This window comes from Flavobacterium sp. DG1-102-2, from assembly GCF_033042555.1.
Lineage (GTDB): Bacteria > Bacteroidota > Bacteroidia > Flavobacteriales > Flavobacteriaceae > Flavobacterium.
Map to the genome: position 1 here is coordinate 44,724 of NZ_JAWLIK010000012.1, position 21,441 is coordinate 66,164.

Annotated in this window: 21 protein-coding genes; 9 read left to right on the plus strand and 12 right to left on the minus strand. The window is 38.0% G+C overall.

Annotated elements, in window-relative coordinates; translation table 11 throughout:
• Positions 1–18: 18 nt before the first annotated feature.
• From R1T16_RS15500 to R1T16_RS15525, 6 genes are all read right to left on the minus strand, one after another.
• On the minus strand, positions 19–1,320 hold the full coding sequence (locus R1T16_RS15500; protein WP_317502035.1) for an ABC transporter permease: 1,302 nt from the start codon (positions 1,318–1,320) through the stop codon (positions 19–21).
• A complete protein-coding gene (locus tag R1T16_RS15505) occupies positions 1,320–2,246 on the minus strand; it encodes an ABC transporter ATP-binding protein (RefSeq protein WP_317502036.1) in 927 nt (308 codons plus the stop codon). The genes R1T16_RS15500 and R1T16_RS15505 overlap by 1 nt, the downstream gene beginning before the upstream one ends.
• Before the next feature lie 205 nt (positions 2,247–2,451).
• Entirely contained in the window at positions 2,452–3,570 is a 1,119-nt protein-coding gene (dnaJ, locus tag R1T16_RS15510) for a molecular chaperone DnaJ (protein WP_317502037.1), read from the minus strand.
• Between the two features lie 26 nt (positions 3,571–3,596).
• Positions 3,597–4,187, minus strand: coding sequence for a nucleotide exchange factor GrpE (locus tag R1T16_RS15515; protein ID WP_317502038.1), 591 nt, complete (start codon positions 4,185–4,187; stop codon positions 3,597–3,599).
• Between the two features lie 232 nt (positions 4,188–4,419).
• Positions 4,420–5,325 (minus strand): TIGR01777 family oxidoreductase, encoded by a 906-nt coding sequence (locus R1T16_RS15520; protein WP_317502039.1) that lies wholly within the window; start codon positions 5,323–5,325, stop codon positions 4,420–4,422.
• 73 nt (positions 5,326–5,398) lie between these two features.
• On the minus strand, positions 5,399–5,854 hold the full coding sequence (locus R1T16_RS15525; protein WP_317502040.1) for a DUF4442 domain-containing protein: 456 nt from the start codon (positions 5,852–5,854) through the stop codon (positions 5,399–5,401).
• Between the two features lie 146 nt (positions 5,855–6,000).
• Here R1T16_RS15525 and R1T16_RS15530 point away from each other — a divergent pair, with 146 nt between their 5' ends.
• From R1T16_RS15530 to R1T16_RS15560, 7 genes are all read left to right on the plus strand, one after another.
• Complete coding sequence (locus R1T16_RS15530; RefSeq protein WP_317502041.1) at positions 6,001–6,453, plus strand: DUF4870 domain-containing protein; 453 nt, start codon at positions 6,001–6,003, stop codon at positions 6,451–6,453.
• Between the two features lie 167 nt (positions 6,454–6,620).
• Positions 6,621–7,388 carry a GIN domain-containing protein gene (locus tag R1T16_RS15535; protein WP_317502042.1) on the plus strand — a complete coding sequence of 256 codons (768 nt, stop codon included), beginning with the start codon at positions 6,621–6,623 and terminating at the stop codon, positions 7,386–7,388.
• 60 nt (positions 7,389–7,448) lie between these two features.
• Positions 7,449–7,781 carry a PadR family transcriptional regulator gene (locus tag R1T16_RS15540; protein WP_317502043.1) on the plus strand — a complete coding sequence of 111 codons (333 nt, stop codon included), beginning with the start codon at positions 7,449–7,451 and terminating at the stop codon, positions 7,779–7,781.
• A 2-nt stretch (positions 7,782–7,783) separates the two neighbouring features.
• Positions 7,784–9,559, plus strand: coding sequence for a PspC domain-containing protein (locus tag R1T16_RS15545; RefSeq protein ID WP_317502044.1), 1,776 nt, complete (start codon positions 7,784–7,786; stop codon positions 9,557–9,559).
• 11 nt (positions 9,560–9,570) lie between these two features.
• The gene (locus tag R1T16_RS15550; RefSeq protein ID WP_317502045.1) at positions 9,571–10,305 is read left to right on the plus strand and encodes a head GIN domain-containing protein; all 735 of its coding nucleotides are present in this window, start codon (positions 9,571–9,573) and stop codon (positions 10,303–10,305) included.
• Between the two features lie 41 nt (positions 10,306–10,346).
• Positions 10,347–10,832 carry a nuclear transport factor 2 family protein gene (locus R1T16_RS15555; RefSeq protein ID WP_317502046.1) on the plus strand — a complete coding sequence of 162 codons (486 nt, stop codon included), beginning with the start codon at positions 10,347–10,349 and terminating at the stop codon, positions 10,830–10,832.
• A gap of 82 nt (positions 10,833–10,914) precedes the next feature.
• On the plus strand, positions 10,915–11,751 hold the full coding sequence (locus R1T16_RS15560; RefSeq protein WP_317502047.1) for a GIN domain-containing protein: 837 nt from the start codon (positions 10,915–10,917) through the stop codon (positions 11,749–11,751).
• Between the two features lie 69 nt (positions 11,752–11,820).
• On the opposite strand, the gene R1T16_RS15565 is transcribed toward R1T16_RS15560, so the two are convergent.
• From R1T16_RS15565 to R1T16_RS15575, 3 genes are all read right to left on the minus strand, one after another.
• A complete protein-coding gene (locus R1T16_RS15565) occupies positions 11,821–12,195 on the minus strand; it encodes a hypothetical protein (RefSeq protein WP_317502048.1) in 375 nt (124 codons plus the stop codon).
• A gap of 134 nt (positions 12,196–12,329) precedes the next feature.
• Complete coding sequence (locus R1T16_RS15570; protein ID WP_317502049.1) at positions 12,330–13,148, minus strand: alpha/beta hydrolase; 819 nt, start codon at positions 13,146–13,148, stop codon at positions 12,330–12,332.
• A 144-nt stretch (positions 13,149–13,292) separates the two neighbouring features.
• Positions 13,293–14,135: an alpha/beta hydrolase gene (locus R1T16_RS15575; protein WP_317502050.1), complete on the minus strand. Its 843-nt coding sequence runs from the start codon at positions 14,133–14,135 to the stop codon at positions 13,293–13,295.
• 269 nt (positions 14,136–14,404) lie between these two features.
• On the opposite strand from R1T16_RS15575, the gene R1T16_RS15580 reads away from it, so the two are divergent.
• Both R1T16_RS15580 and R1T16_RS15585 read left to right on the plus strand, forming a co-directional pair.
• Complete coding sequence (locus R1T16_RS15580; RefSeq protein ID WP_317502051.1) at positions 14,405–15,691, plus strand: NAD(P)/FAD-dependent oxidoreductase; 1,287 nt, start codon at positions 14,405–14,407, stop codon at positions 15,689–15,691.
• Positions 15,692–16,307: 616 nt separating this feature from the next.
• Entirely contained in the window at positions 16,308–18,227 is a 1,920-nt protein-coding gene (locus tag R1T16_RS15585) for a hypothetical protein (protein WP_317502052.1), read from the plus strand.
• A 286-nt stretch (positions 18,228–18,513) separates the two neighbouring features.
• Here R1T16_RS15585 and R1T16_RS15590 read toward each other — a convergent pair whose 3' ends face one another.
• From R1T16_RS15590 to R1T16_RS15600, 3 genes are all read right to left on the minus strand, one after another.
• Complete coding sequence (locus R1T16_RS15590; RefSeq protein WP_317502053.1) at positions 18,514–19,260, minus strand: hypothetical protein; 747 nt, start codon at positions 19,258–19,260, stop codon at positions 18,514–18,516.
• Positions 19,261–19,297: 37 nt separating this feature from the next.
• Positions 19,298–20,395, minus strand: coding sequence for a Fic family protein (locus R1T16_RS15595; RefSeq protein WP_135525450.1), 1,098 nt, complete (start codon positions 20,393–20,395; stop codon positions 19,298–19,300).
• A 258-nt stretch (positions 20,396–20,653) separates the two neighbouring features.
• Positions 20,654–21,034, minus strand: a complete 381-nt coding sequence (locus R1T16_RS15600) for a hypothetical protein (protein ID WP_317502054.1) — start codon at positions 21,032–21,034, stop codon at positions 20,654–20,656.
• Positions 21,035–21,441 lie beyond the last annotated feature (407 nt).

Consider the following 21,441-nt stretch of genomic DNA (forward strand, 5'->3'; position numbering starts at 1 on the left):
TTTTCGGATATAGGATTCTTAATACTTAAGCCACTTAAATATCTCTTTGTATGTAGGTTTTTTGCCATACATCAAAATACCTATACGGTATATTTTTGCTGCAAACCACACTACAAAGAAAAACGTTGCAAATAATATAGCTACAGATAATGCCAGCTGCCATAGCGGCACTCCAAATGGTACACGCATAAGCATAACAATAGGCGATGTAAGGGGTATCATGGAGAAAACAGTCGCCACCGTTCCATGAGGATCGCTTATCACTGTAAAGAAGCCTACGTAAACGCCTAGCATCAACGGCATGATAATAGGCAGTAAGAATTGCTGTGAATCGGTTTCACTGTCAACAGCCGCCCCAATTGCAGCATATAATGAGCTGTAAAGAAAGTATCCTCCTATGAAGTATACGATAAACGATATAAATATTGTTAGCAATGGCAGTTTCCAAAGCTCGCTAAGATAAATATTTATCCCCTGCATAGCCTCGGCAGATGCCTGCGCTCCCTGCGGAGTAGCAGTAGCCGCACTACCCATTTCTACATTAAAAATAGTACTCAATACAAAGAATAAACCTAATCCAAGTATAGACCAAATAATAAACTGAAGTATACCTGCCAGCGATGTACCTATAATTTTACCCATCATAAGCTGGAATGGCTTAACCGATGAAATAATGATTTCGATGATACGGTTTGTTTTTTCTTCGATAACGCTTCGCATTACCATGTTGCCATAGATAATGACAAACATCATAATAAGATAACCTGACAGCCCGCCGATAACAATCTTAATGATGCTTGCTTCTTTAAAGGTTTCTTCGCCCGAAAATTTACTCAGGTGAACTGAAGCGTCGGTTTTTGCTTTTTCTATTTTGTCGTAGTCAAAACCAAGTGTCTTAAGGTTGTTTTTAGTCAGCTTTTCGTTGATTACATCTTCGATACCAGAAACAAAGTCAAGGTTTGGCGATTCGTTAGAAAGGTATTCAACTTTGGTTGCCAACTGCCTAAGACTGTCTACCTTTGGGACGTAGATAAGCCCTTCATAATCTACCGAAGCCTTTTCTTTAGCTGCCGTCAATGATAATCCTGACAGATCAGTATATTCGGTCTTATCTGTACTTTTAAATTCTTCTTTCAGTACCGCAGACGGATCGTAGATAGCAATCTTTACCTTTTCGCTGCCATTAAGGCTAGCAAGATAACCTATCAGCGCGCCCATCGCCACAACAAGCAACGGACTCAAAAATGTCATTACGATAAAAGATTTATTACGCACCTTGGCAGTAAATTCTCTTTTTATGATTAAGGATAGGCTGCTCATTACTTCTTACTTACGGTTTGAATAAATATATCGTTCACACTTGGTATCTTTTCTACGAAATAGGTCACGTCACCTTTTTGGATAAGGTCATTAAGCAGCTGTCGCGAAGATGTTCCTTCCGGCAGTGTTACCTGCAGTTTAAGTTCGTCATCAAGCGTTTTAAAGTTTGCGGCAGCAACCTGGTATTTTTGTCCAAGCTCTCCTGTTATCTGGTGATTATTGGTCCCCAGGATACCCACTTCAAATGTATTGGTACGGTATTGCTTCTTCACTTCATGAAGCGGTCCCTCTATAAGCTTGTTTGATTGATGTATAAGCGCGATATGGTCGCACATCTCCTCAACGCTTTCCATCCTGTGGGTAGAAAAAATTATGGTTGTGCCCTTATCTCTAAGCGCAAGTATCTCGTCTTTTATAAGGTTGGCATTTACCGGGTCAAAACCGCTGAAAGGCTCATCAAAAATAAGCAGCTTGGGCTGGTGCAGTACCGTAACCACAAACTGTATTTTTTGTGCCATACCTTTAGACAGTTCCTGAATTTTTTTATTCCACCATCCGGTTATCTCCAGTTTTTGGAACCAGTAGTCAAGTTGCGCTTTTGCCTCCTTTTTAGAAAGGCCTTTAAGCTGAGCAAGGTATAATGCCTGCTCACCTACTTTCATGCTTTTATAAAGCCCTCTTTCTTCGGGCATATACCCAATATTGCTTACATGAGAAGGGTTGAGCTTTTCGCCGTCAAGAAAAACCTCGCCGCTATCTGGCATTGTTATCTGGTTGATTATTCGGATAAGGGATGTTTTTCCCGCTCCATTAGGACCTAAAAGGCCGTAGATGCTGCCTCTCGGCACCTGTAGTGAAACGCTGTTAAGAGCAGTGTAATCGCCGTATTGCTTAACAACATTTTTTACTTCAAGAATTGGTTCCATTCAGAATTTGATTGAGAATGTAAAAGTAAAGAATAAGATGAAGATAATATAACTTATACTACACTTTCAGCACTATAAAATGCATTCTGAAACCCCTGTAAAGCAAAAACCCACCCTTATTTGCACAAGGATGGGAAAAATTGCTATGAAAAAGAAAAATTCACTAATTGAATAGTGAATTCCAAATATATAAATTTATCTTAAATTATGAAAACATATCTTTAACTTTTTCAAAAAAAGATTTATCCGACTTTTCAGGGTGCGGAATAAAGTTCTCGTCTGTAAGAGATTTTTCAAAAAACTGACGTTGTTCTTTACTTAAAGTCTTTGGAGTCCAAACATTTACATGCACCAGCAAGTCACCGCTGCCATAGCTGTTTATACTCGGCACACCTTTACCTTTAAGCCTCAAAATTTTACCTGACTGGATACCCTCTTCAAGTTTTATCCTTGCTTTACCACTTACCGTCTCAATATCTTTAGACGTCCCAAGCGCTGCTTCTGCAAAACTGATATAGAGGTCAAGGTGCAGGTTTTCCCCTTCACGCTTAAGTGTTTCGTGTTCAACTTCTTCAATAGCAACAATAAGATCTCCCGGCACACTGTTGTTACCAGGCGCATCGTTGCCCTTACCACTAACTTTTAACTGCATACCATCTACAACTCCCGGTGGAATTTTGATAGATACCGTTTCATCTTCCATTACCATTCCCTGTGCATCGGCATGGTTAGGTTTAGATTCAATGATCTGGCCTGTACCGCCACAAGTATGGCAGGTAGCAGCAGTCTGCATCCTTCCTAAAATTGTGTTGGTTACCTTCATTACCTGGCCGGCACCATTACAGGTAGGACAGGTTTTAAAAGAAACGCCTTTTGCCTGAACCTTTCTTTTTACCTTTACTTTTTTCTCAACTCCGTTAGCTACCTCTTCGAGAGTAAGCTTAACTTTTATACGAAGGTTGCTGCCTTTCATCCTGCGCTGGCCGCCTCCGCCGCCAAAGCCTCCGAAACCACCAAAGCCTCCACCACCGAAGATATCGCCAAACTGGCTAAAGATATCATCCATGTTCATTCCGCCACCGCCGCTAAAGCCTCCTGAGCCATCAAATGCAGCAGAACCGTACTGATCATAGCGTGCTTTTTTATCAGCGTCGCTTAATATCTCATACGCCTCGGCAGCAGCCTTAAATTTCTCTTCGGCTTCCTTATCTCCCGGATTCTTGTCAGGGTGGTATTCAATAGCTTTTTTGCGGTAAGCCTTTTTTATCTGCTCCGCAGTTGCGTTTCTGTCGATACCTAATATTTCGTAAAAATCTTTTTTCATTTTGCTGTAATGCTTACAGGTTAAAATTAATTACCAAGAACAACTTTAGGGAAACGGATAATTTTATCACCCAGTTTGTACCCCTTCTCTACCACATCTACAATTTTACCTTTAAGGTCTGCAGTTGGTGCAGGTATTTGTGTAATGGCTTCAGCAAAATCTGCATCAAATGCATCACCTGCCTTTAGTTCAACCTGTTCAAGTCCTTTAGATACTAATGTATCTTTAAGTTTAGTATGTATAAGTTCCACTCCTTTAAGCAAAACCTCATCTTCAGATTTTGATATTTGTACCATAGCCCTGTCAAAATCGTCAAGAACAGGTAAAAGCGCCTGAAGCACCTCCTGGTTTGCTGTTTTAAAAAGATCAATTCTTTCTTTAGAAGTCCTTTTTTTGTAGTTTTCAAATTCAGCAAACAGTCGTAAAAACTTATCTTTCTCTTTAGCCAGTTCTTCACCAAGCTTTTCTTCTACAGTAAGTTCTTCAGCTGATTCCACGCCCTCTGCAGGTGCAGCAGCTTCAGTTTCATTTACTATTTCATCGTTTATTAAGTCTTTTTCTACGCTTTCAGAATTCTCCTGGTTCATATTCTTATTCTTAAATAATTTCTTAAACATTATTTTGTTTTCGTTCGCTTTAGCGAATTGCAAAAGTATTGCCAAAACCAGTAAAATGTCAAATTGTCATTGCATTTTTCTATTTATTGCAGATATGTTAGATAAATGCCAAGCACCTGTCAACCATAAATGCTGCAACTGCTAATATTTACGAAGTCGTAGAAAATGAAAAAGCTTTGCAACCTAAATGTATGCAAAGCTATTTTGATAAAATCAATTCTATAACTACCGATTATGCTAATTCCGCCTTTAGTGCCTTTTCAAGGGAAAGGTATTTAAACTGATAGCCTTCGCCAATAATTTTCTTTGCACTGACATTCTGGCTGTCAAAAAGAAGGGTATGCATTTCACCCAACACTGCTTCCATAGCAAATTTTGGGATATTAGGCATAAAATAAGGTTTATCCAGCGCTTTCGCAACCTGTTTTGTCAATTTATTATTATCTACAGGAAAAGGTGCCACGGCATTATAAATTCCTTCTAATTCATTATTAAGTATATAATGGTAGATACCGGAAAGGTCATCAATGTGTACCCAGGACTGCATTTGTTTTCCGCTGCCAAAAGCTGCTGCAAACCCAAATCGCGCAGGAGCAGCAATTTCTTTCAGCACACCGCTTTTTCTTGACAATACAAGTCCGGTACGCACCTTAGATACTCTTATGTTCAGTTGTTTTATTCTGTCTACAGCCGATTCCCAGCGTTGTACAACGTGACTAAGGAAAGAATTATCAAAATCAGTATCGTCTTCAGAATACACTTTTTCCAAACTGCTTGGATATATACCGGTAGCAGAAGCGGATATGAAATGATGAACGTTGTTAGACCTGTTTTTTAGCAGCCCATACAGTACCGTTGTAGAGAGTACGCGGCTTTCCAGTATTTGCTGTTTATACGATTCTGTCCATCTTTTAGCTATAGACGCGCCCGCAAGGTGGAGTATTGCATCTACACCATCAATACAGCTTTCATCAATAATACCTTTTTCGGGATTCCAAAAAAATCCTTTATAATTAAGTTCGTCCTGCAGTTTATCTTTTGAAGTGGTAAGGTAATGGATATGAACACCATTTTTGAGCAGCAGCGATACAAGTTCAGACCCTACAAGACCCGTTGCCCCAGTAATTAATACTTTCATATCTCTTTATTTATTCCTCAAATGTAACTGCTGACATTGTTAAAAATAACTTGTTTAACTAAATATTTAGATTTTATAGCTTCACTTTAATACTCCATTCAAACTCCATGTGCGATACCTGATCGCCCTTTTCGTCTATACCGATGGACTTCATCCATAAGGTTTGCCCCTCGCCTGTTGCTACTGCAACCTTTATAGTCTCCTCTATAAGATGGCCGTCATTACAAACAAAGGTGATCCTGCCTTTAGCTTTTTTAGTGAAGTTACCTTTATTATTGGCCACCAGCATAGATATTTTTTTACCACTGTTTTTAATCTGGTACATTACAAGTGCTCCCGTAGTAAGTTCAGCCGCCATGGCCTGGACTGCAAAATACATTGAGTTAAATGGGTTCTGGTTGAACCATCTGTGCTTTACGGTAACCGTGCAGGATTGAGGTAAAATAGACTTTACCCTAACTCCGCTCCAAAAAGCTGAAGGCAGTTTGAAAAATAAAAAACTATTTAGTTTGGCTGGTGTAAATTCCATTGTATATCTGATTTTCAGCTAAAATACAGATAATTACTCTAACTTTAAAATGTTAAAATTATGTTAAATATTAGTACTTTGTATTGCACAATACCTTCCAATAGACATATATTTGCATAGAATATTAACTGATATAAGCATCTACTATGGAAACCACAACCAACAAAAACTTAGCTACCTTACTACAATTGAGCGCATTGACTCAGTATGTTTTTCCATTTGGTAACCTTATATTCCCCGCTTTGCTATGGAGCTTGAAAAGAAATGATTCAGAATTTATAGATTATAATGGTAAACAGGCAATTAATTTCCAGTTAAGCCTGTTCTTATATTCTTTCGTTTTGATCATAACTGGTGTTTTAATTTTCATCTATACCCTGATGGACAACATCGATTTTAAAATGAGATACGGTGGTGACTTTTTAATTGAAGATTTCTCAATGGGAAAAATAACATGGCTGGTTATGATAGGCATAGTTGCTTGCTGTATTGCAGTAGCCCTTAAAGTAGCCGAGTTTGTTTTGATAATTTATGCATCGGTAAAAAACAGCAAAGGAGAAAAATATAATTATCCGCTAACCATAAGTTTTATACGATAGCGAAATTTCGAAAAAGACAATGCAGGAAGTACTGCAACAAATAAAACTATTACAAAACAGAAACAGATAATACAAAAGGAGTTCAATCATCATCAAATCAAATGCCCCTCATCAAGGCAAAATCATCAGAGTTCAATCATCAATCAAATCAAAAAAAACGAACAGTTATGAAACAATTAGCAATTACAGCACTTATACTATTATCAGGTTCAGGCGCAAAGGCACAAAAAAGTGAAACAAGGCAATCATCGGCATTTAATGCCCTTGAAGTAAAGAATGGTATAGAGGTAGTATTTACCCAGGGCAATGATACTTCTATTAAAGTGGAATCTGACAGCAGGGATAACCTGAATGAAATTGCCACCGAAGTAAAAAACGGCACTCTTAAAATATACCTTAGAGAGCCGGTGAATAATAAACCAATGCAGGGAACCGCTAAGGTATTTGTAACAGCTGAAAATGTTGCAAGCTTTAAAGCAGAAGGCGGCGCCCTAATTAAAGTTGACGGAAAGCTTACTGTAAATGAGCTTACGATTAAACTGGCTTCAGGAGCCGCTTTTTCGGGTGAAGCTGCATGTAAAGAAAAATGTACGGTAAGAGCTTCATCCGGCGGTGTAATGAGAGGAATAATAAAGACGGAAATATTTGACACAAAGATCACATCAGGAGCCAGCGTAAAAATAACGGGGCATGCTACTGCATCAACCGTTATATGCAACAGCGGAACTTTCCTGGCCGGAAGATTTATAAGCAAAAATGCCGACGTAAAGGCCACAAATGCATCGGCAGCATTTGTAAACAGTGAAGAATCTATTATTGCAAATACAGACAACAGCTCGTCTATAACGTATTATGGAGAGCCACAAAAAGTAAATTTAGGCGAAAATTCGTATGCTGTAAAAAGAGATAATCTTAAATTAGCCTTAAATAACTAGGCATTAAGACAATGAGCAGAATGTGCCAAAAAAAGAAATGAACGAAAAACATGAAAGCTAATGAATATTGAGAACACAAAGGCCCAGATGCGTAAGGGCGTTCTGGAATTCTGTATACTGTGCGTATTAAAAGGCAAAGACGCTTACACATCAGAAATACTGGACACGCTGAAAAACGCGAAGCTGCTTGTGGTGGAGGGTACGGTTTACCCACTCCTTACAAGACTAAAAAACGATGGACTGCTCAGCTACCGCTGGGAAGAATCAACATCGGGGCCGCCGCGAAAATATTACGGCCTTACCGATGAAGGAAGAGAATTTTTAAAAGAACTTAACGTTACCTGGACCGAACTGTCCGACGCAGTAAACATAATAACCAGTCAAAAAGCATAGCCATGAACAAAACAGTTAGTATAAATTTAGGAGGGTTCTATTTTCATATAGATGAAGATGCCTACCAAAAGCTAAATCGCTACTTTGACGCTATAAGGCGTTCACTGTCTCCCGATACGAAAGATGAAATCATGAGCGATATTGAAGGCCGGATAGCAGAATTACTGTCTGAAAAGCTGAAAAGCGACAAGCAGGTAGTAGGGACTAAAGAAGTAGAAGATATCATTGCTGTAATGGGCCAGCCCGAAGACTACAAGATAGATGAAGATACTACAGGAGAGCAAAAATTTAAAGATACTTACAATACAGGCATTCCTGATTACAGCTACCCAAGGACAAAGAAATTTTACAGGGATGGCGAAAAGGGCATGATAGGCGGCGTATGCGCCGGACTTTCGCACTACTTCAGGATCGATCCCTTATGGATAAGGATAGTGTTTATCTTGTCATTGTTTGTGTCTTTTGGTTCAAGTACATTCATATACCTGCTTTTATGGGTACTTATTCCTAAAGCGGTAAGCACTACAGAGAAACTTGAAATGACGGGAGAGCCTATAAATATCTCCAATATTGAAAAAAAGGTAAAAGAAGAAATTGACCAGATTGCAGGTAAACTACAAAGTGTTGATTATGACAAACTGGGCGCAAACGCAAAGTATGGTGCCGAAAAACTAGGCAGCGGTATTGGCACGGTATTTTCGGCAATCTTCACGGTAATCGCTAAAGTAGTAGGTGCGTTTATAGCTGTAACATCGGCTATAATGCTGGGCGTAGCAGTAGTCTTCTTTATTTCACTGTTATTTACGTCATCGTTTAAAAATTCAATGTGGTACCCTTGGCTGGGCGGATTCAATTATACAGAAACATCTGTACCGCTTATGGGTGTGGCAGTATTCTTTGTAGTAGCCATTCCGCTTTTCATCCTTTTCCTTTTAGGCCTTAAAATATTAGTAGATAACCTTAAACCCATAGGAAATGTTACCCGCTACACGCTTTTAGCAATATGGCTCATATCTGCCATCAGCGTTATATATATCAGCGTAAACCAGGCAGCAGAGATAAGCGCTGAAGGAAAGATAGTTTCTAAAACAACATTGAACGTTACCGATAGTGAGATGCTTGAAATAAAATTCAGGTATAATAATTACTTTGACAAATCCATCGATTATAACGACGACTTTAAGTTTAGGCAGGACTCGTTAGGCAATGATGTTATCTATTCAAACAACATTTCGCTTTACATACTCAAGACTGACGAGAAAAAACCATTTCTTCAGATAGAAAAACTTGCTAATGGCAAATCGTCATCTGAAGCAAGGGAAAGGGCTGAAAAAATAAAATACGGATTTAAGTTTGAAAACAACATCCTGACTTTAGATAATTATCTCCTGACTGACCTTAATAACAAATACCGTAATCAGAGTGTAGAGGTTTATCTTTACCTACCGGAAAATACAGTATTTAAGTGTGATGAGAACGTACAGAAATATGACAGGTCTGACGATGATTTCTTTAACCTGTGGTGGGATGATTCATCATACACTTACATGGTTACCGAAGATAATGTAAAATGTCTTACCTGCCCGGTAGATGGCGAAGGTGCCGAATTTGGCGAGAATGGAGATGAGATCCCACCACCACCTCCCGCTCCGGAACACGAGCATGTAAGGATCAATGCAGGTGGCAAAGGAGAGATACATATAAACGATGATAATGTAGACATCCACGTGAATGTTGACTCGCTGCACGTAAGGGCAAAATCAAAAAGAAATAATTAAATACAAAAGGTATGGTAAAAGTTATTGTTCATTTAGCAAAAGCAGTAGTTGCTGTTATGGCGGCGTTACTGTTCTCTTCCTGCGGTTTCGACCTTAACTCGCTGGACGGAGATGGTAATGTAATCACCCAGGATCGCAATGTAACAGGTAATTTCACAGCAGTATCTGCAGGCAAAGGGCTTGAGGTAGTTATTGAGCAGGGGCATCAGGTTTCTGTAACGGTGGAAGCCGATACAAACCTTCAGGAACATATTAAAACTGAACTTAAAGGGACAACTCTTGAAATTACAGCCGATACAAACATAGGCCATGCAAAGGCAAAGCGTATCACTGTTGTTATGCCACAAATAAAACGTTTAGAATCTGCTGGCGGGGCAACTGTATCTTCTAATGGTACTCTGAAAGAAGACAGTATTGAAATCCAGTCAAGCGGAGGAAGCTTTTGTAAAGCCTCTCTGGATTGCAGGAATGTGAAGTCTGATAGCTCGGGAGGTGCACACACTGAGCTCAGCGGAACCACTCAAAATTATGAGTTCCATGCCTCAAACGGAGCGACTGTTGATGCAATTAAGCTTAAAGCAGAAAATGTTCGCGCTGAAGCTTCAAGCGGTGCCAATGCCACCGTAAACCCGGTAAGGAATCTTACGGCAGAGGCCACAAGTGGCGCTAATATAAATTATGTTACGACTCCGGAGCAATTAAAGCAAAATGCAAATTCAGGAGGAAACATCTCAAAAATACAATAATTAATCAGCCTCCGTAAGGAGGCTTTTTTATAGGATAATTTATGAAGACTTTACTTTTATTTGCTACGCTTTTTGCAACAGTTGCTGTCCGGGCTCAAAAGGAAATTTATCCTGCAACAGAAGCTGCCCTGACTGCAAAAATAATGCAGATGGATAATGATGCGTTTGAGCACTACAACTCCTGCAATCTGGAAAAATTTAAAACTTACTTTACAGATGACTTAGAATTCTATCATGACAAAGGCGGATATACTACAGGAGTTGCTAAATTTATTGACAGCACCAACAAATATATCTGTAATAATCTTAATGGCAAAGTGCTGCGAAAAGCCGTTAAAGATTCATTTAAAGTTTATACTATGGGAGGATATGGAGCCCTACTTACCGGTGACCACGATTTTTATATCGTAAAAAATGGTATTGAGAAAAAAACCGGCACAGCAAAATTTACCCATTTATGGATACTTAAAGATGGTTATTGGAAAATGGCGCGCGTCCTGAGTTACGACCACCACGCAGCAGAATAATTTTAACCATCATATTACAAAAACACCGACAGCCTGCCGGTGTTTTTTATATATTTGCCTTAACCAATAATGCATCTACACAATGAAAAAAGTTCTCCTGCTGCTACTGGCACTATCTTTTTCTGCTACCACATTTGCCCAGAAAAAAGAAAAGCTTAAAGGCAGCAAAATCGTAACCGTTACCCAAAAAGAAGTTGAAAGTTTTGAAAATCTTGAAGTTGAAGACAACATTGAGATATTTTTAGCCAAAGGGGGAACCCAGAGCCTTGAGATAGAAGCCGACGATAACCTGCACGAAGCCATAAAGACAGATATAAACGGTGGTACACTTAGGCTATATACTGATAAAGACCTTAGCGGCGCAAAAAAACTAAGTGTACGCGTTACATATACAGACAATCTTAAATCTATTACCACTAAAAATGAGGCTGTACTTAACTCGCTTACAGATCTTCAGCTGGAAAACATAACCATAAAAACGCTTGATTATTCTAAATCATACCTTAATGTAAAGTCGACGAATTTTACCTTGATCATGAATGACAAGACCTCTGCCGAACTGAATTTTCAGGGCGAAAATGCAACAATAGAGCTTAGCAAGAGTTCGCAGCTAAAAGCACTTATCGCCGCCGGAGTATCTGCAAAGATAGACCTGTACCAAAAAACAACAGCGATAATTGAGGGCGATGCTGCCAATGCCAAGATACGGGTAGATAATAATGCAACATTTACAGGCAAAAAGTTTACCGTTAAAAATCTTCAGCTTGTAGCCGAAAGCTATACTACCTGTAATGTTAATGCAACAGAAACTGCAAACATTGGCGCATCGGGCAAAGCCCAGGTACAGCTTTTTGGAAATCCTAAAGTCGAGATTTCTAAATTTGCCGACAGCGCAACCATCTTTAAGAAAGAAATGTAATCAACATATCCATTATACAAACAAAGCGGGCAGCTCTCTATGAACTGCCCGCTTTGTTATTTATTATAATCAGTCCTTTATAAAATGGCCATTTCCGTTCAGGATAATATAAAGGCGCTCCCACTTGTCACCATCTAATAAATTCCAGGTATGCCCTGCTCCTATCATATCTTCTGCAATAAGTATAATACCAGGTTCAATTATAAATGTTTCGCCACTGGTAACCTTAAACTCAAGTCTGCCCTTTAAAGTAACAACATACTGCCTCCTTGGTGCAGGATGCGGTACCTTTTCATACTCATCTACGTGGGTCTGTGCAAAAAAACCTGCCGACTCAATGGTAGTCATATTCGGAATTCTTCCATACTCAAAAGTACAGCTGCCATCAGGCAGGTTAAACAATCGTATTGCTTTTATGCAATTATCATTTTCAAATGCTTTCACTTCTATTTTTATGTTTGCACCAAGTAGCGCATATTATATTTTTCAAACGAAGTTATACAATCTGAGTTTGTATACAATGAAAAAAGCTGCCAATAATACATTGACAGCTTTGGTATATTTGGGTTATAAACCAATTACGATTTTATAAACTCAAGGATATCTTTATTTATCGTTTCAGCTTCGGTAGTAGGCATTCCGTGAGGGAAGCCCGGATACGAAATTAGTTTTCCGTTCTTTAATAGTGCTGCCGATTTTGGAGCCTGGTTATACGGTACAATCTGGTCATCTTCGCCATGCATTACAAGTACAGGGATATCTACGCTCTTAAGATCTTCCCTGAAATCAGACTCAGAGAATGCTTTTATACCTTCGTAATGAGCCAATACAGAGCCCATCATCCCCTGGCGCCACCAATTGTGCTTAATACCTTCCTGTACTTTTGCGCCTTCGCGGTTCCAGCCATAAAATGCTATTGGGAAATCATAAAAATACTGTGCCCTTGTAAAACCTGTTCCCTTGCGTATCTCATCAAATATTGACAATGGCACACCTTCAGGGTTGCTTTCGCTTTGTACCATAATCGGCGGTACAGCGCTAATAAGGATCGCCTTTGCAACACGCCCTTTTCCGTATTTAGCAGCATAACGTATAGCTTCTCCCCCACCTGTAGAGTGCCCTATGTGAATAGCATCTTTTAAGTCAAGCGCAGCCGTCAGTTCAGCTACATCCTGGGCGTAAGTTTCCATATCGTTGCCTTCAGAACTTTGTCCTGAGCGTCCGTGTCCCCTTCTGTCGTGCGCAATAACCCTGTATCCCTGTTTAAGGAAAAACATCATTTGTGCATCCCAGTCATCGGCAGATAGTGGCCACCCATGGTGAAAAACAATAGGCTGCCCTGTTCCCCAGTCTTTGTAATAAATTTCTGTTCCGTCTTTTACTGTAATTGTGCTCATTTTTTAAGTTTTAAGATTAATAAATTTTAGATAGATGATAATCGTACTCTAAGATAAACAATTTTAAAACCTGAAACATAAAAAACTAATAGTCAACACCTTAATCTAAGAAACAATAAGTACAACTTACGGTATATCGTAAATTTATTTTGCACTATACAAAACCCTAAGCATTCGGCTCATTGAGGCTGCCATTACCGACGCGTGTGTTTCGTTTTCAAAAAGATGGTATGTTAATGAAAGATTTTTATCCTTTATTCCGTCTATGAAAGATTTTATGAAGGGAGACATTACTTTGGGTTCAAGGCTTCCCTCTGAAATGAAAATTTTAGCCTTGGAATCAATGCGTGCAAATTTTAATGAATTTATAATCTCTCCTCTATCCCATAAAAAAGAGGGACTGCTCATCCCGAATCTGGTAAAAAGATCAGGTTCATTTAAAAGGCAATAACCAGCGAACAAGCCGCCTAGTGAGTGTCCTGCAATACCCCTGTCGGCAGTAGTTCTGTATGCCTTTTCAATAAATGGCATAATATCCTCGCGGATTGTTTTCAAAAATGCCCTTGCCCCGCCAGACTTGATTGCAAAGATATCTAAGCCAGCCCCACGTGCAATATCTGTATCTGCAAAAGAATCACTAGATGGCGTATAATCCAGTGTCCTGCTAATTAGCCATTGCTGATTAGACTGATCTTCGTCACCTACGGCAACAATAATTATTCTTTCTATATCACCGCTATTATCTAGTAATTTATGCATAGAATATAGTAAAGGATAGCTATAATATGCATCAAGGACATATAAAACAGGATATTTCGCAAAATCATCAGCGTCGTACCCAACAGGAAGTGACACATACAACTGGTATATTTTTCCGTTTGATGTTGATTTAACTATGTGCCCTTTTTGCAGCAGCATTGCTGATGGCTGTAGGTCTTGTGCGTTTAACGAAAATGTAACGAACAGTAAGGTTAAAAGGTGTTTCATTTAACTGGTTTGTTAAGCAAAATATTACAAAATATTGAACGCCGTAAATGTAAGTAATATCCCTATTTATAAATAAAAAAGTGCCCGAGTTAATTACATTTTTATAAACAAATCATAATAAGTAATAGCAGGAAGTATCGTTACTGCCGAGTTAACAATACATAATTTAATATAACAGTTCATTAATACTATTTAGCGGAATGTATCTCTAATTTTATAGAGGTGCAGTCTGCTATAGGTTTACTGTACTAATTTAATTTAAAATTACCATGACAAAAAAGATCGTTATAATTGGTGGTGGGTTTGCAGGTGTAAATCTTGCAGAGAAATTAGCCAATAAAGAAGGCATACATGTAACACTAGTTGATAAAAATAACTACAATTTTTTTCCGCCGCTGCTGTACCAGGTTGCTACAGGTTTTATAGAAGTTTCTAACATTACTTACCCATTCAGGAAACTCTTTGCAGGCAAGAAAAATATAAGCTTCAGGATGGGTTCACTTGAAAAAATCATTCCCGAAGACAAACGTATTATACTTGATAACGGCCAGCTTCAGTATGATGAGCTTGTTATAGCCACAGGAACAGAAAGCAATTATTTTGGTATTGAAAACATCAGAAAAAATGGTATTCCTATGAAAACCATAGACGATGCCGTAAACCTTCGTAATACTATCCTGCTTAAAGCAGAACTTGCTACACGCATTGAAGATCCGGAGGAAAGAGCCAAACTAACAACGATAGTTATTGCCGGAGGAGGACCAACCGGTGTTGAATTAGCAGGAATGTTGTCTGAAATCAAAAAGAATGTGTTAAGTAAGGAATATCCAGAACTTGCATCACAGCAGGTAACTATTTACCTTGTAGATGCCATAGATGTTGTACTGGGCCCCATGAGCAAAAAGTCTCAGCAGTATACACATGATACTCTTGTAAAAATGGGTGTAAAGGTAATGCTGGGCAAACAGGTTAAGGATTATGTAGACGACACGGTATTTTTTGCCGATGGCACTACTATACCAACCAAACTCCTGATATGGACAGCCGGTGTAGCTGCCAAAACCTTTGAGGGCTTACCTGAAGAAAGCTATGGCAGGGGGAAACGATTACTCGTTAATGAATTTAACCAGGTTACAGGCCTGCAAAATATATATGCCATCGGCGATACCTGCCTGCAGACTACTGATAAGAAATTTGACAAAGGCCATCCGCAGCTGGCTCAGGTAGCTATACAGCAGGGAAAAAAGCTTGCCAAGAATTTTATTGCCCTACAGCAAAACAAGAAACTGACCCCTTTTGCCTATCACGACAAAGGTACTATGGCGATAATCGGACGGAGTAAGGCTGTTGCTGAAATACCTAAACCAAAGTTGTTTTTTAAAGGTTTTATTGCTTTTGTAGCATGGTTATTTGTACACCTCATTTCATTGATCAATGTAAGGAATAAGATCAAGACACTGCTAAACTGGACCATTGCCTTTTTTAGTAAAGACCAGTCAATGCGTGTTATCGTAAGGCCAACGATCATTAAAACAGAAGAACATCAAAATTTGTAATCGGTATATTAAGGTCAGGTTTGATGAAAGAATTATTCGAAGCTATTCCGAATTATGCTTTTTTAATCTGTCATGAATTGTTAGTCTGATTCCATAATATCTTGATTTCGAAATACTGTAGAGAAAATACACAAAATATACAGGGGAGGCTTCAAAAGAAAAAAGCAGAACATTGCTGTTCTGCTTTTTGTCGGGGTGGCAGGGTTTGGCTCTGGAAGGCAGGATTTGGCGTAATACAAATTAATAGCAAAGGATTTAATTTGTATTTTTGTAATACTAAGCGTTGGTTATAAACTAAATACGCATTGTGTTTATTTGTTCCTATTGCCAATGCTCAAAAATAACGAGTAATCAAGATGAAATACAATAAATAAAAAACAAAGTGTATGTTCAGGTATATTGGTTTTCTTTTACATATTTGTAACAGCTTTATATACTAAAGAACCTGAATTTTCTTGTCCTCAAGATTCAAGTATTACTATATCTGCTATTTATTTTCTTAAAGTGTCATCTAGTTGTTTATCCTTATATAGTATGCTATTTATCAGAAGAAAGTAAAAATACCTTTTAAAATTTCAAAATATTTAATTGTTGTTCAAGATAAAAACAAATTGTTATGCCGTTAAGCCGAGGTAGAAAAGGAAAGAAAAAGAAAAAGCCACAACAAAAAGGAAAAAGCAATTCAAATTACGAAGAGTTCAGTGCTAGCGGGACTAAAGTGTATAGGCAAGGTAAAAATGTTTTTATACGAACAAATAGAACTCCAGAACAACAGCAACAACTTCTTGATGAAATCAAAAAACACCGACCTCAGATACTACAATCGGTTAATGATTCAATTGTCCAAATCGTCGAAATTTTTTCTGAATACGATAATTTTCAATTGCTCGGTGGGCTTGGGTACAATTTATTTGAAAAGCACGACAGCCCTGAGGATGACGGCGCTTCCGAGTTAATGATTGAATACGGATTGAGTTTTGCCACAGCAATAACTGGAAATGGAACAAAAAGTGTGACATCTGAAATCCTCAATGAGCTAATTGATTTACTTTTCGCGACAAGACAATTGTACAATCAGTACGTGATGACTGAGTTTGTGGATGCTAAGTATTCTGAATTGGAAAGTCATTTGAGATTTAAAACCATTTTGGAATCATTGTATATGCGTGGTGACGGATATATGCAACATATTTACCAAACCTTTGGAGAATTATTCTCCGGTCATGATGCGATGTTCCAAAAACATTACGGATTTACCGCGAGCGATTTGCTCGAAGCGATAATTCAATTTGAAGATTCATTTTATTGTAGAACGGTATTACCAAACGGAATGCCACATTGGAAGTCTTTTGAGAGGTTTGAACAATGGCAGAAAACGAAAGGCGTACATTCTTTCCGAGCGGATGATCGACAACCCTTGCTAGATTTTCTAAAAGATAATCCTGATATGGCTGATGACGCAGGCGAAAGTGGTGGGCGTAGAATTGATGATATCTCTGAATTTATGGAACTTTATAAAGTTCGTGCGAGAAAACCAGTGCATCAAAAAGTAATTGAAGCACTAGCGATTGAATTTGGTGATAATTCAGAATTTTTGAATCCTAAATTCCCGGGCTTACCGCTAAATGATAGTCTGTCAAATTTGAAGCCTGTAATGTTATTTAACGGTGCGTACTACCTATTTGCCTTCAATCTTTTGACAAGAAATCTATTTTCAATTGCAGAGAAATTAATACTTGATGCTGATAAAGTTTACTACGAACAAAACTTTTTAGGTAATAAGTTTAGTAAATCGAGAGATAATTATCTGGAGAATAAGACTGCTGATTTATTTAGCGCCTTTATCCCAAACTCAAAGTCATATTTGAACCTGAAATACAAGCCAGGCGAACTAGATGCAGCCGGCAATAAAATAGAAACAGAACTCGATCTTTTGCTCGTATCTGATAATGCCAACTACATAATAGAAATGAAAGCCGGCGGTTTGTCTGCACCATCGAAACGCGGAGCATTAAAAAGCCTTACAGGACAACTTGCTGACACTGTTGGCTATGGTGCATATCAGAGCCACCGTGCGTACAAGTATATTTACAATACTGCTTCGCCAGATTTTTATGACGGTAAAGGAAATTCGGTAAAAATAGACAAAAGCAAAAAACTGTTCAGAATCACCATCACGTTAGAGCATCTTTCTGGCTACATTGCAAATATGCATGAACTCAAAATGCTAGGGGTAGTAGAGAAAGATGTTGAATTTGCTTGGACTTGTAGTCTATTTGACCTAATTATATTTTCTGAAATTATCGAGAATGAAAATGATTTTATCGAGTACTTGGAAAAACGCCTACCACTCTATAATAATCCTCATATTAACGTAGATGATGAGATTGATTTTCTCGGTTATTTCTTAGATAATGACGAATTGGTAGATAAAAAAGCCCTTAAAAAAGTAAGCACCTACAAACTAAATAAGACTTCACAAGACATTGACAACTATTTTCAGAAGGGCGGCCCGAAACCCACAAGAAAGAAGTAACCTAATAATTTCCTATGAAAAACTAAAATGAGGACTGGACGCTTTTCTATGACTCATAATCAACGCATAAGCTTCATTGATCCTTACGGTAATCTTAGTGCTGGCTTGTTTCTCATCAGGATTTTCCCGCATTTTTGAAATTTTACTCGATAAATAATTGTTTTTTAGTAATTGAGTTTGTGTTTCTAAAAAAGTGATACTCTTCTATATTATTGAACATTTGTATTTTTTTAATGGTTAGAGGAAAGATCTTTGACACATAATTAGATAATTTCTGTTCGGTCGATTATTTATTTTCAACCCATCTAAGATATTTATATTTTTTGGAAAGGATTGTTTTTAAAGCTGCCAGAACCTCTTCTTTTTTATCAAATGTAATTTGTGCGGTGAGATTGTAAATTGCAATCATTGAAAGTTTTGAAGTGAGGTTATAATCTTGCTTGGTTAAAAAATAGTTTCCTTTTAACACGGTAAATTTATATACTAATCCCTGATATATCAGATTACCGCCTTTGTATTTGAAAACCATAAAGACACCCTCGTTTTGGTCTTTTAAAATATCGGGTGAAAGGAATTCTATGTTTTTCGCCATATCCAAAATGTTAAGCCCTTTTTTTAGCCTCATTCTCGTTTTATTGATCTTTACACTATCCTTATACATTTCATTTTTATTGTCAAGATCCGTCAGCCAGCAATTGTTTCTTTTAAGTTTTCCGGGATTAATTTTATGGTTTAACCATATTTCTTTTGTGAGGTATTCCTGCACCATACCAAAATTCATCATTAACCGAAGCAACTTAAAAGTTGAAATTTCGAAAATTGTTGTGTGCTCTCCTGTAAGCTGATTTGTTTTGTGCAAGTCAACGGTTTTCTTCCGACTCCAATAGCGAATGGTGTAGTGCATATCTTTTTCTAATGAATTGAAAGATATTTTTTCTGCACCTGGGTTCTTTTGGATAAATAGAAATAATTTTTCTAATGCTGCGAACGGATTGGTTTTTATTAAGTGCTCGGATAGTTCGGTGTTTTCCATAATTTAAACAATTCTTTTCCAGTTTTTGAAAATGCTGTTATTTCACCTTCAAAACCTGTAACAGCTTAAAATTCAAATACAGTTTTTCTTTGCCCACCTGTTCACTTTTTAAAAAGCCTTCACTTTCGAGTTCCTTTAGATAATTTCCGACCGTTTTTAAATTTCCAAGTCCTGCCTTTTCCAACTGATTTCTTTTTGTATAAGGCAGCCGGAACAATTCTTCCATCAGATCCTTTGAATATATTTTTGGCAGCTTTTGCTGAATGTCTTTTCCCATTTCTGCCATTAACGTTTCGATTTCGGCAATCTGATGCCGGCCTTTCAGTGCGGTTTGCTCGACCATATCAAGCATGTACATAATCCAATCCTGCCAGTTGCCTTCTTCTGTTACTTTCCTTAGATTGGTGTAGTATTTGTCTTTGTGCTGGATGATATAGTTACTCAGGTATAATGCAGGCAGATCCATTAGTTCTGTCATTTTCAGGTATAGCAAGAGTATTATCCTGCCTGTACGACCATTGCCATCAAAAAATGGGTGTATCGCCTCAAACTGATAATGGATGATTGCCATTTTGACCAATGGATCTATGTTATCTTCGGCATGAATAAAATCTTCGAGGTTTTTTAATTTTTCCCGGATTACATTTTCGCCTTCGGGTGGCGTATAAACTACCGTATTTGTAGCCGGGTTTTTTAACTGTGTTCCCGGAGCATTTCGGATGCCCGATTGGTTTTCTTTAATGATCTGCATCAATGCTATAAATAGATTTGTGGTCAGAATCGGGCGATTGTCTATCTGGCCGACACCATACCAAAGCGCATCTTTGTAATGCATTACTTCTTTTGTAGCCGGATTGTCATTTTTCCTGTCGGCAATGGAAGCCTTAAATAATTCGTCCTGTGTTGTAATTATATTTTCTATGGCTGAACTCGCTTGTGCTTCCTGAAGGTTTATGGTATCGATGAAAAGTGTTGGGTTTGGCAAATTTGTAATTGCTCCTTTCAGTTCGGATAATGCCCGACTTGCCGCGATGGTCTTCTTTAGAATCATGGTATTTTCTATTTCCGTATCGGGTGGCAGTAATGGCAGGGCATTGTATGGAATTTCGGGATTGTAGTTCTTTTTTTGGCTCATGACGGCATTTTTTGACACGGGCGCTAAACGCCCTTGATTTATATTCGAGAGTAAATATAGTGAAAAATTACTCTCGTTTATTATATGAGGGTAATTTTTGCCCTCGTCGGATATATGTTTTGTATTGACTTTTTAAAATAAAAACGTTACCTTTGACTGAAGCGATCGTAGCGCTTCAGTCTTACACTTACTGCCATGCTTGCACCTGAATGTCTTAAGACATTCAGGTGCAAGCATGGGCGAAAAAAACAGTGAGCCCTACAGAAAGTGATCATTAATGCACTTCTGGCGGTGCAGGCATTTATCGATAAATAGGCAATTGCCAAATTCCATATCCCTGTACAGATATTTAAGTTTACAGTCTTTAATAGCTTTATTCCCCACTATCCACCTGACACGCCAATCATAATCGATATACAACAGCACTGGTTCTTCTAATTCTCTCGTACCTTTTTTGAAAGATAAATTATATACCCATTTTGGAGGATTGTCTTTCGTTATATGTGGTTCATCGTCCCAGATTTCAAGAGTTTCATGCTCGGAGAGAATTATTGAGGGTTGAAGATGTAACCCAAAAGTCAGGCATAACATCTTATTTTCACTTGGATCCATTTGCTTTGGCATGTCGGTAAATCCCATCTTTCTCCAAATGTTTTCGGAACTAGCCGGAGCACACATTAAATCTAATGTATAAAAGTTTTGTCTTTAAGGTCGTCAATAACAGCCGATAACGTTCTTGTTGCAATATTGTTTTTTCTAAAAAGGGGATGGATTTCGGCTAAATCGATTGTAACAGCAGGATATTTTTTGGTGGGTGCAAAGAAACCCACAGCCTCGTTTTCAATTGTTGCAATAACCAGGCAATTGTCCTTGAAGCCTAACCTGTATAATATACCATAAGAAATTTCAGAAGATATTATTAACTATCTCTAATTTGTTTATTTTTACATATGACAACTAAATCCCCTAGTCAAATAGCAACTCTATTATTATATTCTATATTTAATGTGTAATTTTCTCAAGCAGAATAATTAATTTTAACATCT